This window comes from Nonomuraea sp. IBHARD001 (assembly GCF_056106265.1).
Genome location: NZ_JBWBBW010000001.1, coordinates 83,726 through 102,439, shown reverse-complemented (window position 1 = coordinate 102,439; position 18,714 = coordinate 83,726). Strand labels below are relative to the sequence as shown.

At 69.0% G+C, this 18,714-nt stretch carries 9 protein-coding genes, 1 pseudogene and 2 CRISPR repeat arrays; of the genes and pseudogenes, 7 read left to right on the top strand and 3 right to left on the bottom strand.

The annotated features are described in order from the left end of the window. Window positions 1–136: 136 nt before the first annotated feature. The 6 genes and pseudogenes from hemE to ACTWNK_RS00315 all read left to right on the top strand — a co-directional run bounded on the left by hemE (window position 137) and on the right by ACTWNK_RS00315 (window position 8,046). Window positions 137–1,294, top strand: a complete 1,158-nt coding sequence (gene hemE / locus ACTWNK_RS00340; RefSeq protein WP_474301452.1) for a uroporphyrinogen decarboxylase — start codon at window positions 137–139, stop codon at window positions 1,292–1,294. A gap of 27 nt (window positions 1,295–1,321) precedes the next feature. After that, window positions 1,322–2,029, top strand: coding sequence for a hydrogen peroxide-dependent heme synthase (hemQ, locus tag ACTWNK_RS00335; protein ID WP_474301451.1), 708 nt, complete (start codon window positions 1,322–1,324; stop codon window positions 2,027–2,029). A gap of 259 nt (window positions 2,030–2,288) precedes the next feature. Continuing rightward, a complete protein-coding gene (locus ACTWNK_RS00330) occupies window positions 2,289–3,527 on the top strand; it encodes an ATP-grasp domain-containing protein (RefSeq protein WP_474301450.1) in 1,239 nt (412 codons plus the stop codon). 44 nt (window positions 3,528–3,571) lie between these two features. Continuing rightward, the gene (locus ACTWNK_RS00325; protein WP_474301449.1) at window positions 3,572–5,005 is read left to right on the top strand and encodes an MFS transporter; all 1,434 of its coding nucleotides are present in this window, start codon (window positions 3,572–3,574) and stop codon (window positions 5,003–5,005) included. A 362-nt stretch (window positions 5,006–5,367) separates the two neighbouring features. Then, a CRISPR array of direct repeats spans window positions 5,368–6,676; the repeat unit is 28 nt; unit sequence GTCGGCCCCGCGCACGCGGGGATGTTCC. A 547-nt stretch (window positions 6,677–7,223) separates the two neighbouring features. Continuing rightward, window positions 7,224–7,481: pseudogene (locus ACTWNK_RS00320) on the top strand (methyltransferase domain-containing protein); the annotation flags it as partial. A gap of 73 nt (window positions 7,482–7,554) precedes the next feature. Beyond that, window positions 7,555–8,046, top strand: coding sequence for a hypothetical protein (locus ACTWNK_RS00315; RefSeq protein ID WP_474301765.1), 492 nt, complete (start codon window positions 7,555–7,557; stop codon window positions 8,044–8,046). Between the two features lie 1,946 nt (window positions 8,047–9,992). Further along, window positions 9,993–11,056: a CRISPR direct-repeat array (repeat unit 28 nt; unit sequence GTCGGCCCCGCGCACGCGGGGATGTTCC). 184 nt (window positions 11,057–11,240) lie between these two features. On the opposite strand, the gene ACTWNK_RS00310 is transcribed toward ACTWNK_RS00315, so the two are convergent. Together ACTWNK_RS00310 and ACTWNK_RS00305 are read right to left on the bottom strand one after the other, a co-directional pair. Beyond that, complete coding sequence (locus ACTWNK_RS00310) at window positions 11,241–12,566, bottom strand: helix-turn-helix domain-containing protein (RefSeq protein ID WP_474301448.1); 1,326 nt, start codon at window positions 12,564–12,566, stop codon at window positions 11,241–11,243. 1,173 nt (window positions 12,567–13,739) lie between these two features. Continuing rightward, complete coding sequence (locus ACTWNK_RS00305; protein ID WP_474301447.1) at window positions 13,740–14,207, bottom strand: hypothetical protein; 468 nt, start codon at window positions 14,205–14,207, stop codon at window positions 13,740–13,742. A 205-nt stretch (window positions 14,208–14,412) separates the two neighbouring features. On the opposite strand from ACTWNK_RS00305, the gene ACTWNK_RS00300 reads away from it, so the two are divergent. Further along, the gene (locus ACTWNK_RS00300; protein WP_474301446.1) at window positions 14,413–16,524 is read left to right on the top strand and encodes an ATP-binding protein; all 2,112 of its coding nucleotides are present in this window, start codon (window positions 14,413–14,415) and stop codon (window positions 16,522–16,524) included. 335 nt (window positions 16,525–16,859) lie between these two features. Here the strand turns inward: ACTWNK_RS00300 and ACTWNK_RS00295 are convergent, their stop codons facing one another. Beyond that, complete coding sequence (locus ACTWNK_RS00295; RefSeq protein WP_474301445.1) at window positions 16,860–18,197, bottom strand: hypothetical protein; 1,338 nt, start codon at window positions 18,195–18,197, stop codon at window positions 16,860–16,862. Window positions 18,198–18,714: the final 517 nt, after the last annotated feature.

Below are 18,714 nucleotides of genomic sequence, written 5' to 3'. Positions count from 1 at the left end.
ACCGGCGCATGAGCCGCCGTCGCCGGACCAGTAGCCGGGCCAGCCATCCGCTTACAACACCCGCCCCAGCCAAGGGGCGGCCCCACCGATATCACCCCACACCATTTGCCCCACGAAAATGGAAAGCCATGCTGTGATGAGCAAGCCCGCCTATCTCATCTCCCCCTTCACCCCGCCCGCGGCCGCCACACCACCCCGGCAGCCACCGGTCAACGACGAGCGCCTGCAGCACTCGGCGTTCCTTCGCGCCTGCCGCCGCCAGGGCGTGAGCCACACCCCCGTGTGGTTCATGCGTCAAGCAGGGCGTTCGCTGCCCGAATACCTCAGGATCCGCGAAGGCGTGCCCATGCTCCAGGCGTGCGAGCGGCCCGACCTCATCGTCGAGATCACCCTGCAGCCGGTCCGCCGCTACGGCGTCGACGCGGCCATCTTCTTCAGCGACATCGTCGTGCCGCTCAGGGCGATCGGCGTCGACCTCGACATCAAGCCCGGCGTCGGCCCCGTCATCGCCGACCCGATCCGCGACGAGGCCGGGCTCGGCGTGCTGCGCCCCCTGGAGCCGGGCGACGTGCCCTACGTCACCGAGGCCATCGGCGCCCTGGTCGCCGAGCTCGGCGCGACACCGCTCATCGGCTTCGCCGGAGCACCCTTCACCCTCGCCTCCTACCTCGTCGAGGGCGGCCCCTCCAAGAACCACGACCACACCAAGGCCATGATGTACGGCGAGCCGCGCCTGTGGCACGCGCTCATGGAGCGGCTCACGGTCATCGTCCTTGAGCACCTGCGCCTGCAGATCGCCGCGGGCGCCTCGGCCGTGCAGCTGTTCGACTCCTGGGTCGGCGCGATCTCGCCCGACGACTACCGCGAGTTCGTGCTGCCCTACACCAGCCGGATCTTCGCCGGGCTCGAAGGGCTCGGCGCCCCGCGCATCCACTTCGGTGTCGGCACCGGCGAGCTGCTCGGCGTGCTGGGCGAGGCCGGCGCCGACGTGGTGGGCGTCGACTGGCGCGTCCCGCTGGACGAGGCCGCGCGCAGGGTCGGACCGGGCAAGGCGCTGCAGGGCAACCTGGACCCGGCCATCCTGCTGACCCCGTGGGAGGCCGTCGAGAGCCGCGCCCGCGACATCGTGCGCAGGGCGGAGGCGGCCGAGGGCCACGTGTTCAACCTCGGCCACGGCGTGCTGCCCAACACCGACCCCGACCAGCTCAAGCGCCTGGTCGACCTGGTGCACGAGGTGGGTGTCCCACCCCGGCCCAGCACCGGCGTGCTCCAGCCGCTGTTTCTGCACCCCTGACACTCTCGCCGCCAGAAAGGAGGCCCCGTGACCGGCAGTGAGGTTCGCGCCCGGCTCACAGCGCGCGACCTGAACCAGGTGATCCGCTACACCATGTGGTCGGTGTTCAAGACCACCGAAGGGTGCCCCGGCAACAGGGAGGGCATGGCCGACGAGGTCGGCGAGCTGCTGGAGCAGGCGGCGAGCAAGGACATCGTGACCCGAGGGCTCTACGACGTGGCCGCCTTCAGGGCTGATGCCGACTACATGTTCTGGTGGCACGCGCCCACGGCCGAGGACCTGCAGGAGGTTTACTCCCGTTTCCGGCGCACCGGGCTCGGCCGCCTCAGCGAGCCGGTGTGGTCGGCGATGGCGCTGCACCGGCCCGCCGAGTTCAACACCTCGCACATCCCGGCGTTCCTGGCCGAGGAGGAGCCGCGCGGTTACGTGTCGGTGTATCCGTTCGTGCGGTCGCTGGAGTGGTATCTGCTCGACGACGCCGACCGCCGCCGCATGCTGGCCGAGCACGGCAAGATGGCACGCGACTACCCGGACGTGCGGGCCAACACGGTGGCGTGCTTCTCCCTCAACGACTACGAGTGGATGCTGGCCTTCGAGGCCGACGAACTGCACCGCATCGTCGACCTGATGCGCACCCTGCGCGCGGCGAAGGCCCGCAGGCACACCCGCGAGGAGATCCCGTTCTTCACCGGCGTACGCAAACCGGTGAGCGAACTCATCGCCGCCCTGCCCTGACCTTCCGCACTGCCCCCGACCCCCGTCTGCGCCGCATGCCTCCAGCGCGCGCTTGATGCGAAGGACCGTTGTGACCGACCTCACCGCCATCTTTCCCGCCGCGCCGTCCCCTGCCGCCCCGGCGTCGCCCCCCGAGCCGTCAACGGGCGCAGGGGCGTCACACGCCCAGCCGCTCTCGCCTGCCCGCTCCGTCCCCCAGCGCAAGAAGCCAGCGAGCGCACCGCGCCGCACCCGAGCAGAAGACGACACCGGACCGGTCGTGATCCTCGGCAGCCGCTCCACTCCCCCGCCCTGGTGGACGCTGCACCCCCACAGCAGCGGCCACCTCACCTACGGCGCCCCGGACCTGCTGGCCGCAGGCCACCCCATCCTGACCGTCGACACCGATGACGGCCCACTGCAGCCCGCCGCCGCGCCCTGCGACCCGATCGTCATCCCCCACCTGGGCGCGCGCCCCATCCTCAACGCCCTCCAGCAGCACCCCGGCCCCCGCCCCGCCGCCGTGCTGACCCACCAGCCGCACCTGGCGCCCATCGCGGCCGAGGTCGCCGAGCGGCTGCACTTGCCCAGCTACGGCGCCCACGCCGCGCACGTCATGTCCGACCACCGGCAACTGCGCCGCTACCTGCACGCCGTCGGCCTCGACACCCCCGAAGCCGAACACGTCGACACCCTCGACGAAGCCCTCACCGTCGCCGACGCCTGGGGCTACCCGCTCCTCGCACGCCCCCGCCACGGCCTGCCCCGCCCCCCGACCCCCATCCGCTCAGCCGGCCAACTGCGCCAGCTGTTCGAAGCCACACCGGCGGCGCCCTCACCGGCGCACCTGTTCATCGAGGCCGACACCCCAGGCCCCCTGCTCACCCTGATCGTGCTCAGCGACCAAGGCGTGAGCTTTCCCCTCGCCGTGGCCCGCCACGGCCGACACCAAGGCCGCACCGTCAGCTACCTCATCGACGCAGGCGAACCCCTGCGCCGCGACAGCGCCCTGACCCAAGCCGCAAGCCTCGCCCTGGGCGCGCTCGGCGTCGGCAACGGCCTGACCCACCTCACCATGCGCCGCCCCCCATCCGGCCCCCAGATCCTGTCCATCACCCCGGCCGGCGGCCACGACATGCTGGCCCAGCTGACCCGCCTGGCCCTCGGCATCGACCTGGGCGCCCTCGCCGTCGGCGCAGCCACCGGCCGACCCCCGCACATGGCCGAACACCTGCCCGCAGCCGCCGCAGCCGCCCTGTTTCACCCCGGGGACCTGCCCGCCGCCCCCGGCACCGGCGACCTGCGCCAGCACCTGCGGCGCTCGCTGACGGTCATGCCGTGGCTGCAGCGTCTCATCTGGCACACCGACCCCGCCACACCCCCTTCCCCCGCCCTCGGCCTGGCAGCACAAGAATGCGGGTATGCACTGGTCACCGGCGCCGACGCCGCCAGTTGCGCAGCCCGCCTCAACCAGGTGCGCCTGGCCGCAGGCGCACCCCAGCGCGCCCACCGATGGTGAGCGCCCCCACCTTCACACCCGCTGCGCCGCACACCCCCGCAGCGATGCAGGTGCTGCGCCCCTACCGCCGCCACGGCAGCCGCGCCGGCGACCCCGTCGCCATGATCGTGTGCGTCAGCGCCATGGCGATGATCATGACCGACACCGTCGCCGCCACCCTCGCCCTGCCCGCCCTCACCACCGACCGGCTGGCCGGCCACGACATCGGCCTCACCCACTCCTCCTGGCTCAGCACCGTCTACGCCGCCCCCGTGGCCGGCCTGCTGGCCACCACCGGCCGCGCCGCCGACACCTTCGGCCGCCGCCGCCTCCTCATCATCGGCCTCACCCTCTTCGGCACCGGCTCCCTGGCCGCAGCCCTGGCGCCATCCTGGCCCGCCCTGCTCGCCTTCCGCGCCGGGCAAGGCCTCGGCGTGGCCGCCCTCATCCCCGCCTCCCTGGCCATGCTCCTGCACGAGGTCCCGCCCGCCCGGCGCAGCCGCGCCATCGCCCTGTGGAGTGGCGCCTCCGGCCTGGGCGGCCTATTCGGTCACGCCTTCGGCGGCCTGCTCATCGACCTGCACAGCTGGCGCGCACTGTTCCTGCCCGGCGCCGCCGTCGCACTGATCCTCACCATCGCCGCCCTCGCGCTGCCCGCGCCACGCCGTCGGCGCGCCCCCACCCCCGACATCATCGGAGCGTTTCTCCTCACCGGAGGGCTCACCCTGCTCATCGCGGCCATCTGCCACAGCCCCGCCTGGGGCTGGCGCTCACCCTGGGCGCTCGCCTCCCTCACCTGCGCTGCCACCTGCGTGACCCTGGCATGGCTGCGCTCGCGCCGCCACCCCACCCCGGCCATCGACCTCAGTCTGTGGCGCAGACCCGGATTCACCTGGGCGTGGGCCCTGAACGGCATCTACGGCCTCATCGCCTTTCCCCTGCTGTTCCTGGCTCCTGTGTTCCTCCAGGCCATCACCACCTCAGCCGTCCAGACCGGCCTGCTCCTGCTCCCGCTGTCGGCAGCGACCATGATCAGCGCACCGCTGGCCGGGAGGCTCGCCCGCCGACACGGCCCGGCCCCCCTGACCTACACCGGATGCGTCCTCATCATCGGGGCGTGCCTGCTGCTCCTATGGGACATCACCCCTTCGGCCCTGAGCATGGCCGCGCTGATCGAACTCGGCGCCGGGCTCGGTGCTCTGGCCACCACCGCCTCCATCACCGGCACCCTCACCGTCGGCCCCCACCAATACGCCTCAGCGGTTGGCTCCTGCTTGAGCGCCCGCATGAGCGGCGGCGCCCTGGGCATCGCCGCCGCCTCAGCCATGATGGCCAGCCCCGTCATCCCCGGCCCCCACGCTGGCTACGCCACTGTCCTGGCCGCCTGCATCCTGCTCGCCACCACCGCAGCAGCAGGCGCCCTGCTCACCATGAGCCGCTCCTCCCTGCGCCCATCACAACCGGTAGGAAGGTGCGCAACGACCGCTGCAGCAGGCTGAGCAGAAGCAGGCCCCAGCGCTTGAACGCATGCCCAGGCCCTGCGCAGGCGACTCTCACCTGTAGCGCAGGCGCGACTTGAACGATCCCGCTCCGGGCTGCGCAGTGGTACATGCGGCTGTCCATGTGGTGATCACAGGGACCATCACGAGCCGATATCCGAGAAGCAATCCGCGAGGGAACGACGGATGTGCGCTCTGTGCTGAACGTCCATGCCAGAGGGAGAGACGCATTCTCGGGCAACACTAGAATCGCTCCTGGCGAGACACGACCTGTGCCGCCATCGAATCTCAAGCCAGCACACTGCCGATATCAATCGAATGGGAAATCGCTTTCCTGCCAGAGAAGCGCCAGGTCAGCAAGTGTCGGCCCCGCGCACGCGGGGATGTTCCGGGACCGACGATGACGAAGAACGCCGCTCTTAAGTCGGCCCCGCGCACGCGGGGATGTTCCCCGTAAGCGGGGTGCCTGATGCCCAAGATCAGGGTCGGCCCCGCGCACGCGGGGATGTTCCTACCGCTGTGCCCCCGACACGTTCGCACGGTCTGTCGGCCCCGCGCACGCGGGGATGTTCCGGCCGACGACACCACCTGCTGGTTGCACCTCGAGTCGGCCCCGCGCACGCGGGGATGTTCCGCTGGACAAGGAGATGGAGAAGATCGTCAAGGCGTCGGCCCCGCGCACGCGGGGATGTTCCCCTCATCGAGCGCGGCCGATCCATCGCCCTCTAGTCGGCCCCGCGCACGCGGGGATGTTCCGCTCGCCTCCGTGGGCGACTCGTTCGGCCTCAAGTCGGCCCCGCGCACACGGGGATGTTCCTTCATGCGAGTTGCCCTGTTTCGTTGTGGGGGAGTCGGCCCCGCGCACGCGGGGATGTTCCCTCCTGCTGCCTGTCCCCGCGCACGGAGATGGAGTCGGCCCCGCGCACGCGGGGATGTTCCCCTGACCAGCGCCGTCGCGGCACACCTGACCTGGTCGGCCCCGCGCACGCGGGGATGTTCCGCCGACTACGGGATTGTTGCGCCTTTGAGATGTGTCGGCCCCGCGCACGCGGGGATGTTCCGCTCACGCACATCTCACGCCCGGTGACGAGCAGGTCGGCCCCGCGCACGCGGGGATGTTCCCCGATCACCGTGGCCGAGCATCTTCAGACGGCGGTCGGCCCCGCGCACGCGGGGATGTTCCGTTATGGCGCATATAACAAGCCCTTGGCTGCGGGTCGGCCCCGCGCACGCGGGGATGTTCCGCTCGCGTCGGCCATGGGGACGGGCATGGCGTGGTCGGCCCCGCGCACGCGGGGATGTTCCCTCCACGACCTTGGCGTAGAGGGCCTCCAGGCAGTCGGCCCCGCGCACGAGGGGATGTTCCACCCCGGCGGCGGAGGGGGAGGTGGTGGGGGAGGTCGGCCCCGCGCACGCGGGGATGTTCCGATCGGCTCCGCCCTGCTGGACAAGCCCACGCCGTCGGCCGGGCGCACGCGGGGATGTTCCCTGGCCGCGCAGCACAGCGACGCCGTTGAAAGTGTCGGCCCCGCCCACGCGGGGATGTTCCTTCGGCCAGCACGCCGGTCAGAGCCTGCACGATGTCGGCCCCGCGCACGCGGGGATGTTCCTATTGGGCAGCTGGCGCAGACGGCCGAGCTGTGGTCGGCCCCGCGCACGCGGGGATGTTCCCCACGAGGCCGTGCTCCGCGGCGCGACCTGGTGGCCACCATCCCGCGCCCGCGCCCTGTTCTCGCCTGCAAACCTGACGACGACGCGTGCAACCCCACCCGAGGAGACGGCAACAACTGCGCGCCCGCCGAACGTGAGGTTTGCAACCCCGCCTACTGTGAGCCGGACTACAACCCTGCCAAGCCTCCCAAGAAGTAGCCGCCACCTCCATCCGAAAGGCCTTGCCAATGTCCTGGGAAGCCTCTGCCGCAGCCCTGGCCGACAAGCTGGTACGGCGTCCTCGATCACCATGGCACGAGGCGCTGGCCACCACGCCCCGGCACCTGCTGATCCCCCATTGGTGGGACACCCCGGCCGATGCCCGATACGGGCACTGGGAGCGCCATGACAGGCCGGCCGCCCCCGCGCCTGGTTGGAAGCCGCCAACAGCGACCAGACACTCGTCACCCAGGTCGGCCCCCTCCATGCCGACCTGGCTGTCGAAGGCGAAAGACCGGGCGACGACTGGCCCACTTCTTCCTCCACCTTGCCCGGCCTGCTGCTGAAGATGTACGGCTTGGCCGACCTGCAGGACGCGGACGACGTCCTGGACGTCGGAACCGGGGCCGGGTACGGCCTGGCCCTACTGGCCCGGCGCCTCAGCGACACCCACGTCACCTCGGTGGACGTGGACCCCTACCTGACCAAGGCCGCGGCCGAACGCCTGGCCGGGATCGGGTTGCACCCCCAAGTCGCCACCGCCGACGCCACCGGGGAACTGCCCGGCACCTACGACCGCATCATCGCCACCGTCTCCGTACGCCCCATCCCTGACAGCTGGCTCCGCGCGCTGCGACCGGGCGGGCGACTGGTCGCAGTCATCGCGGGAACCTCTCATCTTGACAGCCGACAAGGACGAGCACGGTGGTGCGGTCGGCCGCGTGGAGTGGGATCGTGCGAGCTTCATGGCCACCCGCCACGGCGAGAACTACCCGCCCTCACCAGAGCTGCACGTCGACCTAGACGCGGAGGGCGACGATGTCACCACCAGCCCGTACCCCATCATCCAGGTGAGCGAGGCGTGGGATGTCCAGTCGATGCTGGACCTGGCCGTCCCCGGTATCCGCCACCACTACCGCCGGGACGACGACGGCACCACCAGGGCCTACCTGTGGCACCCGGACGGCTCCTGGACACGAGCCACATCCACACCCGCAGGAGGAGCGACCATCCACCAGGGCGGCCCGCAACGACTGTGGGACCACCTGGAGGAAATCCGCCGCTACTGGCTGGAACACGGCGAGCTACCCGTGCGCGGGGCCAAGGCCGTCGTGCGCCCAGATGGACTCATCCTGCTCGGTCGAGGCGACTGGAAGACCGTCGTCCGCTGACAGGCCGATACGCGAGACGCCGAACCACACTCGGCCATCGCGATGTTCGATGCTTCTGAACCCGGCCACATTGTGGGAGGCCTGCTTGGGATGGCACCCCGCCTCGGCCCCCTTAGGTCTCTGCAGGATGCGCACGCCGAGCTCTCCTGCGCAATGATCAGTCCGCGTCTGCTGGGATGACCAGGCAGCCATCGCCTCCAACCACGACGTCGGACCCGCTGCCGACGGCGCCCAATGGCGCCCCTGGCGCCTAGCACCACGCGCGAGATGCTGCGGGGCAGGCGGGTGCGCCCTCTCGACTGGCCCTGAGTGATCTCCTATGTCTCCGCCTGCCACCACGCTGCCCGCCAACGCTGTCTGGATCTGTGCTCAGTGAACGTGCACGACTGGCGCGAACGCTGACAGCACACCGACGACAGCGCCCGGCATCAGGCGGGCTACGCCCCGCCCCGCAGTCGCAAGCCCTAACCCTTTGGCGGAGCCAGAGCCTTCCTACAAGGAGGAGCCCGAACCGATGGCGGTGGCAGTCGAGGAGGACCCCGGCCGACGACGATGCCTCACCGAGACGCTTCATCGGTACCGTGACAATCACGACCGCAGTGCAGGGCACCCGGCACGCCTGGCCGTCCACGACGACGCCGAGGCAGCGTTCAATCTCGCCCTGCTATAAGGCTGGGATCTCGACGGCAAGACCTAGCTACAGCCTGTTGCCGCGCTCGGACATCCCTGGGGCAAGACCTTGCTCGACAGCTCCGACAGCCACGCCAAGGCCTACAACCACAGCTGGCGTGTGCTGTACGGAACCTGGCAGGACCAGCCTCGCCCGCTTCTATTTTCCAGCTCACGGCCAGGCACGGGACTCTCGGATCCTCGCCAAACTCGTCCCCAACCCGCCGCACAAGCCCCGGGACGCCGCCGGGTGCCCCGCGCGCAGTGATCACGTCGCCGGGCCGCTGCTGATCGAGATGAAGAAGTTCTCCCCCCGAGCCTGACGGTCCGTGATGCCCGCAGCCGAGCGCGCTCCGCTCTTGAGGATTGGGGCGGCGCAGACTGTCGGATGAGGGGCCACAGCCTGCGCTACCTGCATGGTTCATTCGGGGCGGCAGCCCATCCAACAGACACGTCTGGAGCACAACTAATTCGCCCCGGAGCCGACACCGGATTCGGAGTCCCGGAGCTTGTTGATCGCTGTGCCGAACCACAGCTATCGCGACTGTTAGAAGCCACTGGCTGGCTGCCGTCAGCGCCGAACTGCCAACGTGGTCGTGGTTGGGAGGTCACCCGGCTGAGTCGTGCGCCTGGCTGGTGATTCGGCATCAGACGAGTGTCACCGGGACTGCTGCCAGGCGACACCGACCGGCCCGGGGTCGACCTACGCTCCCTGCCCCGGCAAACCTGCATCTCGAAACACCCCGTGTGCACGGGGTCGACCACTCCATCCACTCCATGGAGTTCATGCCGTCCGCAGCATCCCCGCGCGGGGTCGACGGCCAGAGGCGAGGCCGGGAAGGGCACGTCGGCGTCCGGAGCATCCCCGCGCGGGTCGACTCTTATTGACCTGTAGTGTTACCAGATAGTGGAGCGGATTACGTTCGGTTGGGCGCCGACTACGCCCTGCGCCAGGCCGCCTCCCTATCGTGCAGGTGTACCGGCGCGGAAACTGGCTTCATCGGCATCCGCACCGGCGGGAACCTCCGTGATGCCCGGAGACCAACGGCCACACCCACGCAATCTGCTCCGGTGGCCAACCGGTTTCATCTCCGAGAAGCCCCAAGATCACGCTCGTTCACCAGGCTCTCCCTCGCTCGTGCCAAGCAACACTAGAATCACCATTGACACATCGCGACCGGAACCCACCCCACAAGCCTCAGGCGAGACTCTGCCCACCCCAAATCCAACCGAATGGGAAGTCGCTTTCCCTGCGAAGAAGGACCAGGTCAGCAAGTGTCGGCCCCGCGCACGCGGGGATGTTCCCAGGAGTGGTAACACGACTGGTAACACGACTGGGTCGGCCCCGCGCACGCGGGGATGTTCCGCGTGGCGCCGGGACGCCGCTCCCGCTGGTGGCGTCGGCCCCGCGCACGCGGGGATGTTCCTCTCCTTTGGGAGCCCCGGCCCGCGTGTTCTTGGTCGGCCCCGCGCACGCGGGGATGTTCCCCACGTCCCAGTACGGGTTCGGGCTGACATCGAGTCGGCCCCGCGCACGCGGGGATGTTCCTCCCACTACGTGCGGCCTGACGGCGTCGTCGTCGTCGGCCCCGCGCACGCGGGGATGTTCCCCCTGGGACACGGGGACGCCCCGCCGTGGGCCTGTCGGCCCCGCGCACGCGGGGATGTTCCGACCGCCACCGTCCAGGCGCGCGCGCATGCCATGTCGGCCCCGCGCACGCGGGGATGTTCCGCTGGGGGCCATCGGCCAGTACGCGAGCACCGGGTCGGCCCCGCGCACGCGGGGATGTTCCAACGGACGGCACCCTGCGCATGCACGTCCACGCGTCGGCCCCGCGCACGCGGGGATGCTCCTCGGTTAGCTGCATGAACCCCTCGGGCGTACTCGTCGGCCCCGCGCACGCGGGGATGTTCCCGTGTGGCTGGGCCTGCTCGGCGCACCGTTGCGGTCGGCCCCGCGCACGCGGGGATGTTCCCCTGCCGAACTTCGTCGGCGAACTCTTCGCCGCGTCGGCCCCGCGCACGCGGGGATGCTTCCCCCGGCCACGGCCTCGGACCAACGGGGTTGAGGTCGGCCCCGCGCACGCGGGGATGTTCCGCACCGGTTCGGGGTGGCGGGCCAAGATCCGCCGTCGGCCCCGCGCACGCGGGGATGTTCCCCCCGGGCCGATCACGCCCAGGGACGGCGCGATGGCGGCCCCGCGTGCGCGGGGATGTTCCCCTGGCCTTGATGACCGGGCTGGCCCCAGGACGTCGGCCCCGCGCACGCGGGGATATTCCGCGGTTGTAGGTGCCGCCCGTGGCATCCTTGCTGTCGGCCCCGCGCACGCGGGGATGTTCCGACCATGGCGGCGGTCATGGTGTGCAGGTCTATGTCGACCCCGCGCACGCGGGGGACGTTCCCACCCTGTCGCGCGAGTGGTCGGGCCCGAACACGTCGGCCCCGTGTATGCGGACACTGGCGGTTGAGTGCCTGCGCTCAAGCCTGCTGCAGGCGCTGCGGCACATGATGCCCGCCCAGGTAGCTACAAGCCCTCGCAGGCGAGCGCTCGCTGATAGGCATCGGTGCCAGCGGCTGGATCGCCGCCCGCGTGAAAATCTCCCGCCCCAGTTGCCCAGGCCGCCGCCGCCCGGGCCGGGGCGCGCATGGTTTCCAGACAGGTCCCTGCCTGGACCTGGGCTTGTGCGGCGCCGTGCAGATCTCCCATGGCCCGGTGGGCGCCCGCGAGCAGCGCGAAGGCTTCCGCCGCCGCAGAGCGGGCTTCGGGAAGCTCGCAGATGACTTTGTGCGCTCGGTGGACGGCTTCGGCGGGGTGGCCCTCGAGCAGGTCGGCCCGCGCCAGAGCCAGGTCGCAAAAGGCGCGGTCGGCGGCGCTGGCGGAGGTGGAGGCCAGCTCGATGCGCGCGGCGGTGAGCAGGTCGCGGGCCGCGCGGTGGTGCCGGGCGGGAAAGTCGAGCCACTGGGAGCCAAGGCAGGCGCGAAGGCGGGCGCTGTTGCGTGCGTCGCCGGTGCCGCTTTGCGCCAGCAGGGCGCGCAGGCCCAGGGCGCGGGCGTGGCTGTAGCGGCCGTCGGCTGCGGCGACCATGGCCCCGTTCCAGGAGGCTGCGATCAGCGCCCGCGGGGTGCCCAGTTGCTGGGCGACGGTGAGGAGTTCTTCGGCGAGCTGACGGCATCGGGTTTGCTCACCGCGCTCCAGGTAGGCGGCCAGCAACGTGGCGCCGAGCTCGACCAGGCGGTCGTTCCAGCCGTTGGGCAGTTCGCGGATGAGGCCTACTTCTCCGGCGTGGATGGCTTGGTCGAGGTTGCCTGCCTCGCGGTGGCATCGGCACAGGATGAGGCTGAGGTGGGTGCGTTCATCCACGATCTTGGCGTGCTCTTCGGGGTCTGTGCTCGGTGGCAGGTCGGCGGGGTTGAGGCAGTGCAGCAGGTGCTGCAGCCGGAAGATGGCGATCTGGTAGCGGCCGAGGGCTTCGTGGCTGAGGGCAAGCCCGAGCTCGGCCTGGCGCCACAACCGGGCTTGCGCCCCCAGGGCGGGGTTGGCGAGAAGAGTGGTGTAGGCCTGGGCGGCGAGGGTGAGGTGGCCGGTGCCGAGCAGGGTGGCGGCGGTGTCGAGTTGCGCCACGATCGCTTGGCTTGTTTCGGCGGGCAGCCCTCGCATCAGCAGCAAGGGAGAGCAGCCGAAGCGTAGCGCGAGCTCGCGCAGGGTGCGTGGGCTGGGCAGGTGCGCGCCCGCTTCGAGGAGGTCGAGGTGTCGTCGGCTGGTGTGGGGGCTGACGAGGTCTCCGAGCTGGATGCGGCGTTGCTGCCTCAGTCCTTTGATGATGTGACCTGTGAAGGTGTCATCCGACACGATGAGGGTGCTCCCGCCGGGTCCAGTGTGGTTCACAACGCCTATCAACAATGACGTCATGATCCTAGACAAGCTCTTGTCAGATGCCTATGGTTTGTTCGCTTTTGCGCATGTTGGCGCCTGTGGGGCGGCTGGAAGGGCTGAGGTGGTTGCCAGAGGGGGCAGAGGTGGCCACACTGCAGGCGAGCCCCGCCGCCGAGGCGAGGCGATAGCCGGAGATCGCTGGAGGTTGCTGTGCCTGAGAGCCTGCGTCGCAAGCTCGTGGTAGCTGTCGTGACGGTTGCCGTTGCTCTTCCCCTGGCCTCGGCAGCAGGTCCTGCCGCGTGGGCGGCAGGCAACGGCGCCGTCCAGGCCACCGGCGGAAACCCCTGCTGCTAGCGGCGTGGCTGAGACGCGCAGGCGCGTCGGCCTCTCTTCTCAGGGCCCACCCTTGAGGTCAAGCAGGCACTGACGCAGGACAGCGGGCGAGCGGGGCTGCACCAGCACAATGGCCGCCAGATTGCGCAAGCTCGGCAACCTGTCCGCTCAAACTGGGCATCGAGGCGGAACTTCTCCTGGCCGCGGCCGGAGGGCCGGGCGTGGTAGCGCATCGCCGCCCTGGTGTTGTCCGAGGCTGCGGCAGCGCCGTGCCTGGCAGGTGTGGCCTGAACCTCGGGTGGGTGTCTGGCCCCGTCAGCGCGATGATCGCGTTGGCGGGCCTGCCGCGCAGCATCCTGCCCCTCGGTTGGGCGATGCGAACGCCCCGTCTGGCCAACACCGGCACCACCTCCCGACCGGCGCTGGCGCCTGGGTATGCCGACAGTGCAGCCGCCGTCAGCTTCAGGGAGTGCACGACCTGGGCTACTCCTGCAGTCCCCGGTCGGCAACGCCAAGACCCAGGGCAACGAGCCTGACCTCGAAGGGCGTCGCCTCCCGCTGCCGTTTGCGTCTTCGCCGGACAGTGATCGCTGGGGCGGCAAGGCCGGACAAGGCTGCTGCGGCGACGAGAGCCGCTTCCCGGGTATCCGGCTCGGCAACGACCTGCAAGAAGGCGATCTTGGTCGTGGCGTCCCGGAGACGACTCCCCCACAACTCAGCCTGGAAGCCGCCACCAGTGGTGCCTCCGCGGTCGCTTCTGCCATGACACGGTGAGGCGAAGCGCCCGACGCCATCCGCCCGGGCCCGGACCGCGCCTTAGGTCAGATCGTCGGCGCTCTCGTCGAGCGCAGTGGCCCGCCTGCCCTGAGCCGCCTCGGCAATGCGCTGCTGCCAGATCCGGCGCTCGCTCTCGGGCAGGTTGGCCAGATTCAACGCGGTCTCCCTGAGCCCTTCAACCAGGGCTGCCAAACTGAGCAACTCGGTGGCCGGGTCGGCCTCAATGCCGAAGTCCTGCAACGTGACCCCGAAAAAGTGAGCGATGGGAAGCATCGTCATCGGCTGCGGGCGTCCAAGCCAGGCGGGATTCAGCAGCGTCAGCAGCGTCTGACGGCTGGGGCCGGCCCCGTTGTTGTGTTCCTTGATCGCTGCTTCCAGCAGTCGCACACCGTTGCGCGGGTCACTCCACGGCCTGCCGTTGGGTGCGATCGTTTGCCGCATGAGCTCGCGAAGCTTATACGCCACGACGGCGTTCGGCTCCTTGTCGATGACAGGTTCGTCTCCCACGGGCGGTCCTTCGCTGGCTGCCAGGAATTGCAGTGCATCGCAACATACCTCGCCCGCCCGGCCTCAGCCAGTCGAACCATCGCGACGCCCACCGCCCCCCGCCGGCCGTTTCCACCTCCCCACGCAAGGCGCGCAATAAGAACTGGTCCGGCCCATTTCGCGCGTATATGATCTTATTTTCTCTATTTGCCCTGGAGGGGGCGGTATGGGTTCACTGCGCTGGCGGCGCGGAAGCGCCCTGCCCGCAGAAAGCACCAGTTTCGTCGGCCGCCGCGCCATCCTCGCCGACGTCGAAGCCCAGCTGGCGCACACCCGGCTGCTCACCCTCACCGGCAGCGGCGGCGTCGGGAAAACCCGCATCGCATTGAAAGTGGCGCGCCAGGTCGAAAGCGCCTACGCCGACGGCAGCTGGCTGATGGACCTCTCGGCATTGGAAGACCCTGAAGTTCTCGCACACGCAGTACGCGCGGGCTTCGACCTGGCCGACGTTTCGGCACGCAGCGACATCGACATCATCTGCGAGTTCCTGCGCGACAAGCATTTGCTGCTCATTCTGGACACCTGCGAACACATGATCGACAAGATCGGATGGCTGGTGGCCACCATCTTGAAGCAGGCCCCGCAGGTACGGGTCCTGGCCGTCAGCCGCGCCCCACTGTCCCTGCCCGGCGAGCAGGTGCGCATCATCGAACCGATGCGCCTGGAAAGCGGCGCCGAAGGGCAGATGAGCGAGTCGATGCAGCTGTTCACCGCCCGCGCCCGCGACGCGCTCCCGCACTTCTCCGTCGGCGAGCACAACCGCTCAGCCGTGCAGGCGCTGTGCCGCAGCCTGGACGGCATCCCCCTGGCGCTGGAGCTGGCCGCGGTGCGGCTGCGCGGACTGTCGGTGGAGCAGATCCTCGACCTGGTGAGCAAATCAGCGACCACCACCGTCCTGCGCGGGCGCGACCCCACAGCGGCCGCCCGCCATCGCACCCTGCGCGCGGCGATCGGCTGGAGCCACGAGCTGTGCGAACCGGCCGAGCGGCTGCTGTGGGCGCGCATGTCCGTCTTCGCCGGCAGCTTCGACGCCGACGCCGCCCGCGAGGTGTGCTCCAGCGACGACCTGCCCGCCGAAGACATCTCCGACCTCATCGCCGGCCTGGTCCGCAAGTCGATCCTCAGCTGCACCCACGCCGACGGCATCGCCCGCTACCGGCTGCTGGACGCCTTGCGCGAGTACGGGGCCGGGTGGCTGGCCCAGCTCGGGCAAAGCGCCCGACTGCGCCGCCGCCACCGCGACCACTTCCTGCGCCTGGCCCGGCGCGGCGAACAGGCTTGGTCGGGCCACGGTCAAGCGCGCTGGTACACCAAGATGCGCATGGAGCGATCCCATATCCGCGCCGCCATCGACTACAGCCTCAGCGACCCGGCCGAAGCCGCCCAAGGCCTGGACCTGGTGACCTCCTTGTGGTTCTTGTGGGTGGGCTGCGGCTTCAGCAGCGAAGGCCGCCACTATCTCGCGCGGGCGCTGCACGCCAACCCCGCCCCGTCCTCCACGCGCTGCAAGGGCTGGTGGGTTGAGGCCTACCTGGCCAACGCTCAGGGGGATGTGGAAGGCGCGAAAATGGCAGCCAACCTGTGCCTGGAGGAAGCCACCATCCTCGGCGACGTCGAATCCATGGTGATCGCCACGAAGATGCTCGGCACCGCCGCCTTCCTCAGCGGTGACATGGCCTTGGCCGAGCTCAACCTCAGCAAGGCCATCGAATACCTCAGCGGCAGGCCCGACCAGCTCGTCCCCGGCCTGATGCCCGCCGTGGTGGAACTGGCGCTGGTGTTCGCCATGCGCGGCGACCCGCACCGGGCGCTGCCGCTGCTGGCCGAATGCGTCGACATCTGCAGCCTGCGCGGCGAGAAATGGTTGCGCTCCTACGCGCTATACGTGCAGGCGCTGGCCCTTCGCCGCCTCGGCCGAACCAAGGAGGCCGTCGAGGCGATCCGCTCGGCTTTGCGCATCAAACGCCTGTTCTCCGACGTCCTCGGCATCGTGCTGTGCCTGGAGGAACTGGCGCAGATCGCCGTCGAGGCGGGATGGCCAGCAACCAAAGCGGCCGAACTGCAAGGGGCGGCCGAGGTCAACTGGCAGGAGTACGGGCTGCCGATGATGGGATCCCCCTTCTACGCCGACGAACACGCAGCCTGCGCCGTGGCCGTTGTCGCCCTCATCGGGCAAGACGGATACAACCGCGCCTTCGCCATCGGACAGAGCATGAGCCTGGAACAAGCAGTGGCCTACGCAGTGAACGAGGCATGCGAAAGCCAATCCACAACCTAGGTCAGCCATTCTGTCTCGAGATCGCCGCTGCCTCACCAGCGCGTCGAATTCTTGGCAGGCGGCCTGCCCGGCTTTGAAGGCAGGAGGTGCCGCACCACACCGTGCGTGCGATGCGGACACGCCTAAGAGGCGGATCCCATGATCAGCTGAAGAGCACCAGGAACGTACGGCCAGAACGTCCTGGTCGCCGACCAGGACTTGGGGCCCTCCCGTCACGCGTCAGCGTCTGCTCTCGTGCCGGGCTCGATCGTTGCCCATGAAGCAGCAAGCCTTGCGCCTCCTTCACCCACCGATGGTCAGATCCACCACGTCAATCTCTTCGCTGCCTGCTACTGCTATCGCCCAGCATCCAGAAAGTCCTGAACAGGACGGACATTTCGATGATTCTTCAAGAAGTCCGTTAGCTCCTCCAGTCGCAGATTAAGCCGTTTGGATCGCAGGCCTGCGGCGGACTTGCGCACCTCGGTCGCAACCTCGCATGCACCATCGAATTCACGTGCGTGGGCCAAGACACTGGCCACAAGAACCTGATGCAACGCGCGGGTGCGCGCGTTCACAGTCGGCGCAGCCAATGCGTCGGAAGCTCTCTGCCGGGCCTCAGCGAATCGGCCGAGATCGCGCAGGGCATGCATGGCTCCCCCTGCGTGGTGAGCATACGTCCAGGGGGATAGCCATCCTGAATCACCATCTGGGTTCACGCGCTCCATCGCCTGATCTGCATCACGCAGGCAGCGCATCGTTTCGTGCCCGTCACCAGCCAGGGCATGCGCGCGGGCCTCGGTCGTAGCGATCTGAGCGAAAAGCGATGCAGGCAGAGGAGGTCTGCAGTCGAGAGCGGCACGCGCCAACCGTATGGTGGTCTGCGTTTGCCCCAAGAAGAGTGCCTGCGTTGCCAAGTTGCCTGATGCATAAGCGGCGAACGTGTCGGCGCCCACATGCTTGGCCAGCGCGATGGCCTGGGTGTAATGACGCTGACCGAGTCCATGCTGGCCAGCGTCCATAGCCATCCACCCCGCAACATTGGACAGTGCTGCTGCCTCCAGAAACAGATCCCGGCCAAGCTTGTCGCTGTAACGTCCCTGCAAGAGCGGCGCTACTTCTTGGTGCATGTACTGCTGCAGCCAACCCAGAGCATGGCCACCACCGCGAAGGTGATCAAGCTGCGAAAACTCAATACGCGATTGCCTAAGCCGTGCGACGTCGCCCTCATGAACGGCTACGGCACCCGAGGAATGAACGGCAGCCTGCACGGAGGGAGAAAAGCGCCAGTCGACCACAGCTTCTAGAGCAGCCACACCTGTGAATGCGGCGTGGGTGAGGAATTTTCGGCGGTCCACGACGGCAGTCCTCCACAGTTTTACGACCGTCTCAACGCTAGCGGCCGGTGTTGTTGCCAGTAGAAGCGACCGCCTGACCGAGTCTGCGGAGTTGAACCCCAACTGCTCGCATCCGATTGACCGGCCGAGCGCGCGAGCAAGGATGATGGCGATCAGGGCTGGCGTAGGAGCTTCAGGAACGGCCCCACCCAACCAACGGCGAACCGCGCGGTAGTCGTAGCGCAGATCTAGCCCATGCTCTTGTTGGCCAAGCAGCCTGACTTGGCGGGCGAGTGCGGCATGCGAGTAACCAGCCTCGGCAAGCAGGGCATCCAGCTCAGCATTCCGCTGCGTCATGGCATCGTCCTGAATGGCAGATTGACAAGCGTCACGGTACGCGACACATGTTCCAAGGCCAACCGCCAGCGGCGAACGTACCCGAGGATTGCCCCTCATGGTTCGGGGGTGGCCTGCACTCCCCTGCCCCCTCCCCAGCTGCCTCCGTAGCAAGGCACAATGGCCCGCTAGCCTGGCGGGATAGTTCAACGAAACGTTCGACTCAGAGAATCTGATGAGAAGTCAGGAGCAAGGGTTCTCTGCGGGGTGGAGTCCGAGTGTTCGATTCGCGGCAGGATGGGATATAGGTGCCGGAGCATCAGGGGGCTCTGGTGGATCGGCTGATTGAGTGAGCCCAGACAGGTGGGCGTGTCTCCATGGCCGTGAAGGGATGCTGGCTAGCTCGACCAAGCTCATGCGAAAGGCCACCTTGCGGGGCGTGACACCTCGAGTTGTCAAACACCGTGGTCAGTTCCGCCGGCAGCTAGCCCTGGTTCGGCGAGTCCTCATCAATGCGATGCAGGTCGGTGCGATGTGG

Coding starts and splice junctions, on each gene's coding strand:
- ACTWNK_RS00325 (WP_474301449.1), top strand. CDS start 3,572: ATGCAGGTGCTGCGCCCCTACCGCCGCCACGGCAGCCGCGCCGGCGAC.
- hemE (WP_474301452.1), top strand. CDS start 137: ATGAGCAAGCCCGCCTATCTCATCTCCCCCTTCACCCCGCCCGCGGCC.
- ACTWNK_RS00300 (WP_474301446.1), top strand. CDS start 14,413: ATGGGTTCACTGCGCTGGCGGCGCGGAAGCGCCCTGCCCGCAGAAAGC.
- ACTWNK_RS00295 (WP_474301445.1), bottom strand. CDS start 18,197: ATGACGCAGCGGAATGCTGAGCTGGATGCCCTGCTTGCCGAGGCTGGT.